The sequence below is a fragment of the Achromobacter sp. GW823-FHT04E03 genome, assembly GCF_058796095.1.
The window spans coordinates 21122-35448 of record NZ_JBXAIJ010000004.1 but is presented as its reverse complement, the minus strand read 5'-3'; the positions used below and the strand labels follow the sequence as shown (position 1 = coordinate 35448).

14 protein-coding genes are annotated in these 14327 nt (G+C 65.7%); 9 read left to right on the top strand and 5 right to left on the bottom strand.

The features are described from left to right. Positions 1-17: 17 nt before the first annotated feature. Positions 18-602, bottom strand: a complete 585-nt coding sequence (locus AC1RHV_RS25285) for a methylated-DNA--[protein]-cysteine S-methyltransferase (protein WP_175182291.1) — start codon at positions 600-602, stop codon at positions 18-20. 3 nt (positions 603-605) lie between these two features. Continuing rightward, positions 606-1541 (bottom strand): 16S rRNA (cytidine(1402)-2'-O)-methyltransferase, encoded by a 936-nt coding sequence (rsmI, locus tag AC1RHV_RS25280; RefSeq protein WP_125471788.1) that lies wholly within the window; start codon positions 1539-1541, stop codon positions 606-608. Positions 1542-1607: 66 nt separating this feature from the next. Here rsmI and AC1RHV_RS25275 point away from each other — a divergent pair, with 66 nt between their 5' ends. From AC1RHV_RS25275 to AC1RHV_RS25260, 4 genes are all read left to right on the top strand, one after another. Then, positions 1608-2090: a YraN family protein gene (locus tag AC1RHV_RS25275; protein ID WP_460360426.1), complete on the top strand. Its 483-nt coding sequence runs from the start codon at positions 1608-1610 to the stop codon at positions 2088-2090. Positions 2091-2177: 87 nt separating this feature from the next. Next, positions 2178-2771 (top strand): phosphoheptose isomerase, encoded by a 594-nt coding sequence (locus AC1RHV_RS25270; RefSeq protein WP_054457773.1) that lies wholly within the window; start codon positions 2178-2180, stop codon positions 2769-2771. Then, positions 2768-3508, top strand: coding sequence for a BON domain-containing protein (locus AC1RHV_RS25265; protein WP_054457774.1), 741 nt, complete (start codon positions 2768-2770; stop codon positions 3506-3508). The genes AC1RHV_RS25270 and AC1RHV_RS25265 overlap by 4 nt, the downstream gene beginning before the upstream one ends. After that, a complete protein-coding gene (locus AC1RHV_RS25260; RefSeq protein ID WP_054457775.1) occupies positions 3505-3999 on the top strand; it encodes a peroxiredoxin family protein in 495 nt (164 codons plus the stop codon). Before AC1RHV_RS25265 ends, AC1RHV_RS25260 begins: the two co-directional genes overlap by 4 nt. 134 nt (positions 4000-4133) lie before the next feature. Here the strand turns inward: AC1RHV_RS25260 and AC1RHV_RS25255 are convergent, their stop codons facing one another. Then, positions 4134-4922 carry a MetQ/NlpA family ABC transporter substrate-binding protein gene (locus AC1RHV_RS25255; RefSeq protein WP_054457776.1) on the bottom strand — a complete coding sequence of 263 codons (789 nt, stop codon included), beginning with the start codon at positions 4920-4922 and terminating at the stop codon, positions 4134-4136. A 265-nt stretch (positions 4923-5187) separates the two neighbouring features. Here AC1RHV_RS25255 and argB point away from each other — a divergent pair, with 265 nt between their 5' ends. The 5 genes from argB to AC1RHV_RS25230 all read left to right on the top strand — a co-directional run bounded on the left by argB (position 5188) and on the right by AC1RHV_RS25230 (position 10341). Next, positions 5188-6090 (top strand): acetylglutamate kinase, encoded by a 903-nt coding sequence (gene argB, locus AC1RHV_RS25250; protein WP_013396740.1) that lies wholly within the window; start codon positions 5188-5190, stop codon positions 6088-6090. Further along, positions 6090-6836, top strand: a complete 747-nt coding sequence (locus tag AC1RHV_RS25245; protein WP_054457777.1) for a pyrimidine 5'-nucleotidase — start codon at positions 6090-6092, stop codon at positions 6834-6836. Before argB ends, AC1RHV_RS25245 begins: the two co-directional genes overlap by 1 nt. Positions 6837-6892: 56 nt before the next feature. Next, positions 6893-7468, top strand: a complete 576-nt coding sequence (gene slmA, locus AC1RHV_RS25240; RefSeq protein WP_054457778.1) for a nucleoid occlusion factor SlmA — start codon at positions 6893-6895, stop codon at positions 7466-7468. 314 nt (positions 7469-7782) lie between these two features. After that, a complete protein-coding gene (locus tag AC1RHV_RS25235; protein WP_054457779.1) occupies positions 7783-9276 on the top strand; it encodes a DASS family sodium-coupled anion symporter in 1494 nt (497 codons plus the stop codon). 12 nt (positions 9277-9288) lie between these two features. Beyond that, positions 9289-10341, top strand: a complete 1053-nt coding sequence (locus AC1RHV_RS25230; protein WP_119450185.1) for an Ldh family oxidoreductase — start codon at positions 9289-9291, stop codon at positions 10339-10341. Positions 10342-11251: 910 nt separating this feature from the next. On the opposite strand, the gene rodA is transcribed toward AC1RHV_RS25230, so the two are convergent. After that, positions 11252-12388, bottom strand: coding sequence for a rod shape-determining protein RodA (gene rodA, locus AC1RHV_RS25225; RefSeq protein ID WP_054456885.1), 1137 nt, complete (start codon positions 12386-12388; stop codon positions 11252-11254). Then, entirely contained in the window at positions 12388-14313 is a 1926-nt protein-coding gene (gene mrdA, locus AC1RHV_RS25220; RefSeq protein WP_054456887.1) for a penicillin-binding protein 2, read from the bottom strand. The genes rodA and mrdA overlap by 1 nt, the downstream gene beginning before the upstream one ends. Positions 14314-14327 lie beyond the last annotated feature (14 nt).

Genomic DNA, 14327 nt, shown 5'->3' with positions numbered 1-14327 from the left:
CTATCGAGGCTGCCCGCCTACCAAGGCAGTTCGGCCTGCCCGTCGCACACGCGGCGCGCGCTAGCGCTGCGGCTGCGGTAGCGATTGCCTTCATGCGCCAGCAAGGCCTGCTTGCGCGGCAGGCCGCCGCCGAAGCCGGTCAGCGAGGTGTCGGCCCCGATCACACGATGGCAGGGAATGATGATGCTGATCGGATTGCGCCCGACGGCGCCGCCGACCGCCTGCGCGCCCTTGGGCCGCCCCACGGTGCGCGCCAGATCGCCGTAGCTGGCCAGCACCCCGAACTCCAGATCGCACAGGGCATGCCAGACCTGGTGCTGGAAAGTGGTGCCGACGGGGTCCAGCGCCACGTCGAAGACGCGGCGCTGGCCCGCGAACCATTCTTCCAGTTCGCGGCGCGCCTGCTCCAGGATGGGATCCGAGTCCGTGAGAATCCAGCCATCCGCCGCGGGCAGCAGTTCCTGGTCGGTGAACCAGGCGCCGCGCAGGCCCTTGGGACTGGCGACCAGGCGCATGTCGCCCAGCGGCGTAGGAATGTCGCGATAGACCAGGCGTTCGTCGGGATCCGCGGGCTTGTTGGACACGATAGTCGAATACACCATGTCTTACTCCGCCGATTTCTTGCGGGCCAGCGCCCGGTTGTACAGCACGTCCCGCGGCAGGCCGGAAACCTTGGCGGCCACGCGCGCGGCGTCGCGCAGCGACAGCGACTCCAGCAAGGCGTCCAGCAGCGCATCGGTGCGCGGATCGGCTTCTTCATCCGCTTCCTGTTCAGCGGGCGCGTGCGCGATCAGCACGAATTCACCCTGCTCGCGGTGCGTATCCGCGGCCAGCCAGGCTGCGCCCTCGCCCATCGGGAAGGTCGCGATCTCTTCGAAGCGCTTGGTCAGTTCGCGCGCCACGGTCAGGAGCCGGTCCGGACCGCACACTTCCAGCAGGTCGGCCAGCGTAGCCGCGAGCCGATGCGGCGATTCGAACATGACGATCGGCGCGGGCAAGGCGCACCAGGTGCGCAGCCAGCGCTGGCGCGCTGCCGCCTTGGGCGGCGGAAATCCGGCAAAGGCATAGCCCGGGTTTTCGTCGGTGGTGACGCCGCTACCCATCAGCGCGGCGATGACCGCGCTGGGACCGGGTACCGGCACCACGCCGAAGCCGGCTTCACGCACGGCACGCACGATGCGTGCGCCCGGATCGCTGACGGCGGGTGCGCCGGCGTCCGATACCAGCGCCACGCGCTGGCCCTGGGCCAACCGTTCGCAGATGGCCTGGGCCGCGGCGGCTTCATTGTGGCGGTGGGCGGCCATGAGCGGCGTGCCCACGCCCCAGGCGTCCAGCAGGGCGCGGCTGGCGCGCGTGTCTTCGGCGGCGATCACGTCGGCCCGCTGCAAAGCGTGCCAGGCGCGCAGCCCCAGGTCGCCCAGGTTGCCGATCGGCGTGGCCACGACATACAGCGTCGAGGCAGGCCAATGCTGCCCCGCCACGCGTTCAGAAACGCGGGACCAGGCATCTCCGGCAGGGGGAGGTGAGACATTTTGATTCATTGCAGCCTACAGACACGGGAAACCATGTCAGTGTAGCCGCCTATGCCCGCCACTTCCGGAGCGCCCATGACGGACGACACCTTGCGACTGGCCTGCGAACTGGCCCTGGCGGCCCGCCGCCGCGCCGCCAGGCGCCGGCGCCGTTCCACCCGCGCAGCGCCCCCGGATCGTCCGCCGCCGCGGCGCTCGCCCGCCCAACGCAAGGGCGACCACCACGAGGACGCCGCCTTGCGCCTGCTGCAGTCGCGCGGCCTGGTCCTGCTGGCGCGCAATCTGCAGACCCGCGCCGGCGAGATCGACCTGGCCATGCGCGACGGCGACACGCTGGTGTTCGTCGAGGTCCGATCGCGTGGGCCCAGCCGCTACGGTGGCGCCGCGGCCAGCATCGGGCCGGACAAGCAGGCCCGGCTGGCCCGCGCCGCGGCCCACTGGCTGCCGGAGCTGGCCCGGCGCCACTGGCGCGGCAGACTGCCGGCGGCGCGCTTTGACGCGGTCGTCTTCGACGCCGGCGATCCCCAGTGGCTGCGCGGCGCATTCTGGCAGGCCTGAAGTCCGCCCCTCCCCCGGTAACGACCTGCCTAACAGTCGTTACGCCTGGACAGAACCACGCCTCGGCCCCGTGAGATAATCGCGCCCATGGATATGACCTCTCGTATGACGTCGCACTTTCGCGACGCCATGGCTGCGTGCGAACAAAGCATGAACGTCCTGGCCGAGCCGCTGGCAGTGGCGGTGGACGTGCTGTTCGGCGCCCTGGCAAACAACGGCAAGATTCTGGCTTGCGGCAATGGCGGCTCGGCCGCCGATGCGCAACATTTCATCGCCGAACTGGTGGGCCGCTTTGAACGCGAACGCCTGCCCCTGGCCGGCATCGCCCTCAACACCGACACCTCGATCCTCACCGCGGTGGGCAACGATTACGGCTTCGACGAGATCTTCGAACGCCAGGTCAACGCCTTCGGCCAGGCCGGCGACGTGCTGGTAGCCATATCCACCAGCGGCAATTCCCCCAACGTGGTGCGCGCCATGGAAGCCGCCAGCGCCCGCGAAATGCACGTGCTTGCCCTGACCGGCAAGGGCGGTGGCGTGATGGGGGAACTCATTACGCCGATGGACGTCCATCTATGTGTTCCCAGCGATCGCACGATGCGCATCCAGGAAGTCCATATTCTGCTGCTGCACGCGCTGTGCGACGGCATTGACGCTCTTCTGCTTGGAGACACCGAATGATTTCTGACGTCCGTACCGCAGTCCGCCCGTTGATGCTCGCCGCGGCGCTCTCCACCGCCGCGCTCTCGCTGTCGGCCTGCGCGCCCCTGATCGTGGGCGGCGCGGCCGCCACCACCGCGGTCGTCGTGACGGACCGCCGCACCTCCGGCATCCAGCTCGAAGACCAGAACATGGCGTTCAAGGCGCAGAGCCAGATCTCGCAGAAGCTGGGCGACACCGCCCGCGTCAATGCCATGGCCTACGGCGGCCACCTGCTGCTGACCGGTGACGTGCCCACCGAAGAAGCCAAGAACCAGGCCACCACCATCGCCCAGGGCGTGGAAAACGTCAAACAGGTCATCAACCAGTTGAACGTCGGCCCCATCGCCTCGTTCGGCACGCGCTCCAACGACACCTGGCTGACCTCCAAGGTCAAGACCGCCCTGCTCAACACCAAGTACGTGCCGTCCGGCACCATCGCGGTCACCACCGACCACAGCGTGGTCTACCTGATGGGCAAGGTGACGCAGGCCGAAGGCGAATATGCCGCCAACGCCACCGCCGACGTCGGCGGCGTGGCCAAGGTGGTTAAACTGTTCGAGACGATCAGCCGCGAGGAAGCCATCCGGCTGTCGAATACCGGTTCCAAGTCCAACACTTCCACGGAAACCAAAGCGCCCATCGAAAGCGGCGCCGGCGCAAGCAGCGATAACGCGGCCGGCACCAGCAGCGGCGTAGAGGCCATGCCCATCAAATGAAGAAAGCCATCATCGCGTTGGCCGTCCTGGTGGCGGTCGGCATCGGCGCCTGGTTCGTCATGCGCCCCGCCCAGACCGCGCCCGACGTCACCTTCACCACGCTGGAAGGCAAGACCTTCTCGATGCAGGATCTGCGCGGCAAGGTCGTGCTGGTCAAGTTCTGGGCCACCAGCTGCGTGACCTGTGTGAAGCAGATGCCGGAAACCATCTCGGCCTACAACGAGTACGCCGCCAAGGGCTACCAGGCGGTCGCGGTCGCCATGAACTACGACCCGCCCAACTTCGTGCTGAACTTCGCCGAAACGCGCAAGCTGCCCTTCCCGGTGGCCCTGGACACCAAGGGCGACATTGCCCGGGCCTTCGGCGACATTCGCCTCACGCCCACGGCCTTCCTGATCGACAAGCAAGGCCGCATCATCAAGCGCTACCTGGGCGAATACGACGTGGCGGAATTCCATGCCACCGTGGAAAAGGCCCTTGCGGCGGGCTGAGCGCCGCAGCCCCACAAAGGACCGCCCCGACAGGGCGGTTTTTTTTTCGCCCGGCAACCGGCCCCTTCGCGACGGCGCCCAAAAGAAAAACCGCCCGATGGGCGGTTTCCAGATCAGGCCACGGCGGGCCGGAATCAGAACGCCGGAACCACGGCGCCCTTGTACTTGTCCTGGATGAACTTCTTCACCTCGGGCGTGTGCAGGGCCTGCACCAGCTTCTTGATGCCGGGCGCGTCCTTGTTGTCCGCGCGGGTCACCAGGATGTTGGCGTAGGGCGAATCCGAGCCTTCGATGAAGAGGGCGTCCTTGGTCGGGACCAGGCCGGCCTCCAGCGCGTAGTTGGTGTTGATCAGCGCCAGGTCCACGTCGTCCAGCGAGCGCGGCAGCATGGCGGCTTCCAGTTCGCGGAACTTCAGCTTCTTGGGGTTCTCGACCACGTCCGCGGCCGTCGCCAGGATGTTGGACGGATCCTTCAGCTTGATCACGCCCTGCTTCTGCAGCAGCACCAGCGCGCGGCCGCCGTTGGAGGGATCGTTCGGGATCGCGACGGTCGCGCCGTCCTTGAGCTCGGACAGGCTCTTGATCTTCTTGGAATAGCCGCCGAAGGGCTCGACGTGCACCAGCGCCACCGGCACCAGCGTGGCCTTGCGGTCCTTGTTGAAGGAATCCAGATAGGGCTTGTGCTGGAAGAAGTTGGCATCCAGCTGCTTATCCGCCAGTTGCAGGTTGGGCTGCACGTAGTCGCTGAACACCTTGATGTCGAGCTCCACGCCTTCCTTGGCCAGTTGCGGCTTCACCACTTCCAGGATCTCGGCATGGGGGACCTGGGTCGCGCCCACCACCACTTTTTCGGCATGGGCGGCGTTCGCCGCCACCAGGAACACCGACGCCGCCAGAGCGGACCGGACAAAGTTCAAACGCATGTGTTGCCTCTTTTATGGGTAAAAAATCGGGGCCGATGCCCCTGCCGGTGTGGCCCGGCCCCCTTTTGCGGGGCCGGCCGTTGCGAAATCGCCCCCAATTTACCTGAATGCCGGTTATTTGTCGGGCATATGAACATGGGTTTAAAGCATAAGAAACCTGTGGGTACTACAATCCGTCGTATGCTTGCGCTACCGCGTCCCGAACGCGTTTTTGTGCAGGCATTTTTTCTAACCACTCATACGTATATTTGCCGACTTAGCTGCCATGACCGACACCCCCGACCCTGCTGCCGTTTCGTCTCCTGCTGTCAAAGCCGCTGTGCTGTCTGAAGCACTGCCGTATATCCGACGATTTCACGGCAAGACCATCGTGGTCAAGTACGGCGGCAACGCCATGACGGAAGAGCGTCTGCAGCGCAGCTTCGCGCATGATGTCGTGCTGCTGAAGCTGGTGGGTCTGAATCCGGTGGTGGTGCACGGCGGCGGTCCGCAGATCGACGACGCGCTGCGCCGCATCGGCAAGCAAGGCACCTTCATCCAGGGCATGCGCGTCACCGACGCCGAAACCATGGAAGTGGTCGAATGGGTGCTGGGCGGCCAGGTCCAGCAGGACATCGTCATGATGATCAACGAGGTCGGCGGCAAGGCCGTGGGCCTGACCGGCAAGGACGGCGGACTGATCCAGGCCCAGAAGAAGCTGATGGCCAACAAGGACAATCCGTCCGAACCCATCGACATCGGTTTCGTCGGCGACATCACCATGGTCGAGCCGGCCGTGGTCAAGGCGCTGCAGGACGACCAGTTCATCCCCGTCATCTCGCCCATCGGCTATGGCGAGGACGGCACGGCCTACAACATCAACGCCGACGTCGTCGCCGGCAAGATGGCGGAAGTGCTGGGCGCTGAAAAGCTGCTGATGCTGACCAACACCCCGGGGGTGCTGGACAAGGGCGGCAAGCTCTTGCGCAGCCTGTCGGCCCAGACCATCGACGAACTTTTCGCCGACGGCACGATCTCCGGCGGCATGCTGCCCAAGATCTCGTCCGCGCTGGACGCCGCCAAGAACGGCGTGAACTCCGTGCACATCGTCGACGGCCGCGTGCCGCACTGCCTGCTGCTGGAAATCCTGACCGACCAGGGCGTGGGCACGATGATCAGCTCGCACTGATGCGGGCACAGCGTTACCTGTTGCGGCCGGCGGTGCGCGTGCGCCGCTCGCGCCGCGCGGCCACGGGCGATTCCGAACGCCTGTGGCTGTTCGACCTGGACAACACGCTCCACGACACCTCGCACGCCATCTTCCCGAAGATCGACCACGGCATGACCATGGCCGTGGTCGAGGCGCTGAACGTCGACATCGACACTGCCAACCACCTGCGCTCGCAGTACTGGAAACGCTACGGCGCCACCATGATAGGCATGGTGCGCCATCACGGCGTGGACCCCCATGATTTCCTGCACCGCAGCCATGACTTCGACGTCGGCCCCCTGGTGCGCGCGGAAAAGGCGCTGGCCTACAAGCTGAGCCGACTGCCGGGCCGCAAGGTGCTGCTGACCAACGCGCCGCTGCACTATGCGCGTGCGGTGCTCGCGCGCCTGGGCATCCTGCGCCAGTTCGACAGCCTCTGGGCCATCGAGCACATGCGGCTGCACGGCGAGTTCCGGCCCAAGCCTTCGCCCACTCTGCTGCGCCACGTGCTGGCCCGCGAAGGCGTGCAGGCGCGCAACGCGGTGCTGGTGGAAGACACCTTGGCCAATCTGCGCGGCGCGCGCCAGGCAGGGCTGCGCACGGTGCACGTGTATCACCCCGGCACGCCGTTCGCCCGCGGCCGTTCGCAGCGGCCGGCCTATGTCGACTTGCGGGTAAACTCCGTCAGTGATTTGCTGTTACGCCGACGCCCCTTGCGGGGATAGCGGCGCGCTCCTCCCCTCCCCTTCACCGTCAAGCCTGCGCGAGAGCAGACCCTTCCATGGCGAGCAAACCCGGCGAGCGCAAGACCCAGATTCTGCAAACCCTGGCCGAGATGCTGGAGCAGCCGCACGCCTCCCGCATCACCACGGCGGCCCTCGCCGCGCGCCTGGAAGTCTCTGAAGCCGCGTTGTACCGGCACTTCGCCAGCAAGGCGCAGATGTTCGAAGGGCTGATCGAATTCATCGAAACCAGCATCTTCACGCTGGTGAACCAGATCGCCATCGCCGAGCCCCAAGGCCTGACCCAGGCCCACCAGACCGTCTCCATGCTGCTGACCTTCTCGGAACGCAACAAGGGCATGACGCGCGTGCTGACCGGCGATGCGCTGGTCACGGAAGACAACCGCCTGCAGGAACGCATCAACCACATCAACGACCGCATCGAGGCGTCGTTGAAGCAATCGCTGCGCATCGCGGTCACCGATGGCGGCCTGCCGCCGCAGGCCAATGTCGCGGCGCATGCCAGCCTGCTGACGCATCTGGTGCTGGGCCGCTGGCTACGTTACGCGCAAAGCGGCTGGCGTATCGCGCCCACGCTGCATCTGGACGAGCAGCTGCGCCTGGCGCTGGGCTGAGCGGCCGGGACTGCCTGCCGGCCCTGGCGCGAATTAGTATCGTGAAACGATCTAATTAATTTTCCATCCGTCTCTATTTCTGCCCATTTGCATTGTTCCATGCAACAATCTCCGCTTGCCGGCGGCGCGGGGCGACGAGCATAATGCCCGTCAGAGGTTTTCCACAAGCCCAAATCTCCACAGGCTTGATCAGTATCAATACGGGTTTTCCGCAATGCCGTCACGATCATGCTGTAGCGTCGACACACCGATTTGACCTATCCCGTTGCTCGCGGGGCGGTGTGTCGGCAGTTTGACCTCAACCGGAGATGGATATGACCGCGCAAGCCGCCGTCCCTGCCTCGCAAGCCCCAAAGAAAACCAAAATTCCAATCGGACTCATCGCCGGCGTCCTAGTGATGATCGGCGTGCTGATGATGCCTTTGCCCGCCGACCTGCCCGTCGCGGGTCACCGGATGCTCGCCATCCTGGCATTCGCAGTGGTGGTCTGGATTACCGAAGCCGTGTCCTACGAAGCCAGCGCGATCATGATCACGACGCTGATGGCCTTCCTGCTGGGCACGGCTCCGACAATCAAAGACCCGCAAGTGGTTTATGGCACCTCGGCCGCGATCAGCATGGCGCTGACCGGCTTCGCGAACTCGGCGCTGGCGCTGGTCACCGGCGCCTTGTTCATTGCGGCCGCCATGACCTTCACCGGGCTGGACCGGCGCATCGCCCTGGTGACGCTGGCCAAGGTGGGCACCAGCACGCGCCGCATCCTGATCGGATGTATCGCCGTGACCATCGTGCTGAGCCTCGTGGTGCCCAGCGCCACCGCGCGCAGCGCGGCCGTGGTGCCCATCATGATGGGCGTCATCGCAGCCTTCGGCGTGGACAAGCGTTCCAACATCGCCGCCGGCATCATGATCATCGTGGCGCAGGCCACCAGCATCTGGAACGTCGGCATCCAGACCGCCGCCGCGCAGAACCTGCTGACCGTCGGCTTCATGGAAAAGATGCTGGGCGAACGCGTGGCATGGTCGGACTGGCTGATCGCTGGCGCCCCCTGGTCGCTGATCATGTCGGCCGTGCTGATCATCATCGTGCTCAAGCTGCTGCCGCCGGAAAGCGACAGCATCGCGGGAGGCAAGGAAGCCGTCGAGAAGTCGCTGCTTGAACTGGGCCCCATGACCGGCGCGCAAAAACGCCTGATGGCCGTGTCGCTGATGCTGCTGCTGTTCTGGTCGACCGAAGGCAAGCTGCACAAGTTCGACACCACTTCCACCACCTACTTCGGCCTGGTCCTGCTGCTGCTGCCGCGCTTTGGCGTGATGACGTGGAAAGACGTGCAATCGCGCATCCCATGGGGCACCGTGATCGTGTTCGGCGTCGGTATCAGCCTGGGCACCGCCCTGCTGACGACCCAGGCTGGCCAATGGCTGGGCAACCAGGTCGTGGCGCACACCGGACTGGACCACCTCGGACCGCTGGCGATCTTCGCGATCCTGGCCGCCTTCCTCATTGTCATCCACCTGGGTTTCGCCAGCGCCACCGCGCTGACCTCGGCCATGCTGCCGATCCTGATCTCGGTGCTGGCCACGTTGCCGGGCGAATTCAGCCGCCTGGGCATGACCATGCTGCTGGGCTTTGTCGTCAGCTACGGTTTCATCCTGCCCATCAACGCGCCGCAGAACATGGTGTGCCTGGGAACGGAGACCTTCAACGCCAAGCAGTTCGCCAAGGTCGGCATCATCGTCACCATCGTCGGCTACCTGCTGATGCTGCTGATGGGCATGACCTACTGGCGCTGGCTGGGCTGGCTGTAAGGAGGGCGCGTCATGAAGATTTCGATCGCCCAAGCCAATGAATACGGCCGCCGTGTGCTGATGGCCCAAGGCGTGCCCGAGGACATCGCCCGCGACGTGGCCGAGCACCTGGTCGAGTCCGACCGGGTGGGCTACACCAGCCACGGCCTGTCCATCCTGACGAACTACCGGCGCGTGCTGTCCGAGGGCCTGGCCCAGGCCGACGGCCGGCCCGAACTGGTCAACGACCGCGGCGCAATGCTGGCCTACGACGGCCACCACGGGCTGGGCCAGTATGTCGGCAAGGTCGTCATCGAGAAGGCCATCGAGCGCACGCAGGAGCACGGCCAGTGCATCCTGACCCTGCGTCACAGCCATCACCTGGGCCGCATGGGCCACTACGGGGAAATGGTGGCGGCCAAGGGCCTGATCCTGCTGGCTTTCACCAACGTGATCAACCGCTCGCCGACCGTGGCGCCTTTCGGCGGCGCGCAGGCCTGCCTGACCACCAACCCGCTGTGCTTCGCCGGCCCGCTGCCGGGCGGCCGTCCGCCGTTCCTGGTGGACATGGCCACCAGCTCGATCGCCGTCAACAAGGCGCGGGTGCTGGCCGCCAAGGGCGAGGAAGCGCCCGCGGGCTCGCTGATCGACGCCCAGGGCAATCCGACCACGGATCCCAACGCGCTGTTCACCGACCCGCCCGGCGCGCTGCTGCCGTTCGGCGGCCACAAGGGCTATGCCCTGGGTCTGGTGGCCGAACTGTTGGCCGGCGTGCTGTCTGGCGGCGGCACGATCCAGCCGCAGCATCCACGCACCGGCGTGGCCACGAACAACATGTTCGCGCTACTGCTGGATCCGCAGGTGGACTTCAATACGGATTGGCGGTCGATGGAGGTGGGTGCGTTCATCGACTACCTGCACGCCTGCAAGCCGCAACCGGGCGTCGAAGGCGTGCAGTATCCGGGCGAGTACGAAGCTCGCAACCGGGCGCTTAACGAGGATACGCTGACGTTTGATAGCCGGATCTGGGATGGGCTTACCAAACTGGCCGTCGACCTTGGGGTGCCTGAGGCGTTGCCTGCTTGATGTTCTGTTTGCCGACGGGCGTTGTAGGTTCTTAAGACGCCCGTCGCATCGGCGGCCCGCCATGCGCGGGGCAACGATTGCGGTCCGGAGCCTTCGCTCCGGACTGCCCCATCCTCATCCTCGTCACCGCCTGCGGCGGTTCCTTCGGATTCCGTCGGGCTTATCGACGCCCCGCGCATGGCGGGCCGCCGATGCGACGGGCTCGTTCAACTGCAATTCGGCCTCAGCTGGGGCGAGCGGTGTGCTTGGCTTTCTAGCAACGGGTGGGGTATGGCGGTGGATCTTGCGGGGCTCGCCTCGGGCCGGCCGCCCGGGCGGCCTTCCGAGGCTTCCGCGATGTCTTACGGTTGAGGATGACGCTGCGCGCGTGTGAGACACCCATCAGCGTTAACGCCTCAAGGGTGCTGCTCATCACCGAACGTCACCAGGCCGTTGATCATCACCGACCGCTAAGCCACGGTGCCGGATGGGTGGTGCGCGCGAGAAAATCCTCAAGCGCAAGCCGCTGCCTGCCGCGCACCACCCATCACCGCCCCACCCCAATGATGAGCGGCCACTAGCAAACCACGCTCCGCAAACGCGCAAGCGACCATCGCCACGACGCCCAAAACCACGTATGTAGCTTACGGCCGCCCGCGCGGCCGTAAGCTACGGGCAACGCAAGACTCGTCACCGATCACGGATCTAGCAGCGCAGCGACCCAAGACGTACGTAGCCCGTAGGCGTGGGCGGCGTGGCGGCTCGCAACCTCGATGCGCCCGACGGAATCCGAAGGAACCGCCGCAGGCGGTGACGAGGATGAGGATGGGGAAGTCCGGAGCGAACGCTCCGGACCGCAATCGTGGGCGCGAGCCGCCACGCCGCCCGCGCCTACGGGCGACCTACGAAGAACGCGCAGCCGCCAAAAAGATCAAGTCTTAACCGACCGATGCCGACTAACACTCATCATGATCCCAAACGCAATCCCCATGGTGAACAAAGCCGTCCCCCCATAGCTCATGAACGGCAACGGCACCCCCACCACAGGCAGAATCCCCGTCACCATCCCCACGTTCACGAATACATAGATGAACAGCATCATCGTCAGCGCCCCGACCAGCAACCTGCCGAACTGCGACGATGCCCGTGACGCGATCGTCAGTCCTCGCGCCATCATCAGCCCATACAGCACCAGCATGGCGATGCCGCCGTAGAGTCCGAATTCTTCCGCGTACACCGCGAAGATGAAGTCGGTGGTGCGTTCGGGGATGAAGTCCAGGTGCGTCTGCGTGCCCTTCATGTAGCCCTTGCCGTACACCCCGCCCGAGCCCACCGCGATCATCGACTGGATCGTATGGAAGCCCTTGCCCAGCGGATCGGAACTGGGGTTGAGCAGCGTGCACACCCGGTGCTTCTGGTAGTCGTGCAGCACCACCCAGTCCACGTCGGGCTCGCATAACTGGTCTTCGTAGTAGATCAGCGTGCCTATGCCGATGATGCCCGCCAGCATGACCGGCACCAGCAGCTTGAACGACAGGCCAGCGAAATAGATCACGAAGAAACCGGCGCCAAACACCAGCAGCGCCGTCCCCAGGTCGGGCTGCAGCACGATCAGGGCGAAAGGCGCGGCCAGCATGGCGGCGGCGGCCAGGAAGTCGCGGATGCGAACAGCGCCTTCGTGGCGCTGGAAGTACCAGGCCAGCATCATGGGCACGGCGATCTTCATCATCTCGGAAGGCTGGATGCGGGTCACGCCCAGGTTCAGCCAGCGGGTCGCGCCCTTGCTGGTTTCGCCGAAGAACTCCACGCCCAGCAGCAGCACCACCCCCACCACGTAGAAGGGCAAGGCCAGCTTCATCAGCCACTTCGGCGGAATCAGGGCCATGGTCCACATGGCAAAGAAGGCGATGATGAAATTGCGCGACTGTTCGGCGAAGCGCCAGTCCGTGCCGCCCACCGCGGAATGCATGACCGTCATGCCCAGCGCGGCGAACATCAACAGGATCGCCAGCAGCGGCCAATCGAAGGCCGTGAACACACGTAGCAGGATAAGGCCCAGGCGTTTCATTATCGGCGCACCACGTCGGAAGCGATTTCCTCGACCGAGGCCAGGGGGTCGGCGCGCTCGGGCCGCACGATCTTGTCCTGACGGTCCTTGGCCAGCCAATAGTCGAACACCTTGCGCGCGACCGGAGCGGCGACGCTCGCGCCCCAGCCGGCGTTCTCGACGATGAGCGCCACCGCGATGCGCGGATGCTCAAGCGGTGCAAAGCCCATGAACAAGGCGTGGTCGCGCAGGCGTTCGTCGATGGCGCTGGCGCGGTAATGGCCGCCGCGCAGGCTGAACACCTGCGCGGTGCCGGTCTTGCCGGCCGCCTGGTAGGCTGTATTGGCGAACGCGCGCCGCGCCGTACCGGCGCGCACCACATCCGCCATGGCGTTCTTGATCACATCCACATTGGCCTGCTTGAGGGGAATGCGGTAGTCGGGCGCGGACTCGGTGGCCTTGGCCACGCCGCTGCGCGGATCGCGCACCGCGTGCACCAGGTGCGGGCGGCGGTACAGGCCGTTGTTGGCCAGGGTGGACGTGCCCTGCGCCAGCTGCAACAGCGTGAATGCGTTGTAGCCCTGACCCACCGCCACCGAAATCGTTTCGCCCGCGTACCAGCGCTGGCGGTCCTTGTCCTTGTAGGCCGAGCGTTTCCAGTCGGTCGAAGGCAGCACGCCGCGCTTTTCGCCTTCCAGGTCGATGCCGGTGATCTGGCCGAAGCCGAACTGCTTGGCGAAATCATGCAGCGCGTTCACGCCGATTTCCGGACCCAGCGAATAGAAATAGGTGTCGGACGACACCACGATCGCCTTGTGCATGTCGGTCATGCCATAGGCCGCGCCGCCGGCGTTGCGGAATTTCTGGCCGCCGAATTCGTAATAGCCGGGGTCGGAGATGCGATCGGTGGCGCGGCGCTTGCCCAGTTCCAGCGCGGCCAGGCCCACAAAGGGCTTGTAGGTGGAACCGATGGGATAGGTGCCGTACAGCGGCCGGTTGATGAGGGGATGGTCCGGCGATTCGTTCAGCATGCGCCAATTGTCCACGTCGATGCCGTCCACGAACAGGTTCGGGTCGTAGGAAGGCTGCGAGACAAAGGCCAGTACCTCGCCGGTATCGGGGTCGATGGCGACCAGCGCCCCGCGCTGCCCCTCGAATGCGGCTTCGGCCACCTTCTGCAGCCCCAGGTCGATGGACAGCATGATGTCGGAGCCCGGCACCGGGTCGATCCGGCGCAGCGTGCGCATGGGGCGTCCGCCTGCGGTGACTTCGACTTCTTCCAGGCCGGTGCGGCCGTGCAGCTGCTCCTCCCAGGTCTTTTCGATGCCCTTCTTGCCGATGACGTCGGTGCCGCGATAGTTGCCCAGCTGGCCGGCGCGGTCCAGTTCTTCGATATCGCCTTCGGCGATGCGGCCGATGTAGCCGACCACGTGGGCCGCCGACACGCCCTGCGGATACTCGCGCACCCAGCGCGCGCGCAGCTCCACGCCCGGGAACTGGAACGAATGCGCGGCGAACCAGGCGGCTTCGGTTTCGTTGAGGTTATTGCGCAGCTGCAGGCTGGCGTAGCGGCTGGACTCGGCGGCGCGGCGCTTGAAGCGGCGCTGGTCGGCCGGGCTGATGTACACGACTTCGGTCAGGCGTTCGAACAGCGCGCTGAGGTTCCCTGCCTGTGCCGGCACGACCTCCAGCGTATAGGTGCGGTAGTTGCGCGCCAGCACCTCGCCGTTGCGGTCCAGGATCTCGCCGCGTCGCGGCGGGATGGGTACGACCGCGATGCGGTTGCGGTCGGCGCGCTCGGACAGGCCCTCGTAGCGGTCGACCTGCAGGTACCAGAAGCGGCCGATCAGCACGCCGAAGCAGGCCAACGCGAACAGCCCGCCCACCCAGGCGCGCAGGCGGAAACGCTGCTTCTGCTGCTGGCCGGTTTTCTTGAATTCGAACATGACGCGGCGCCGCC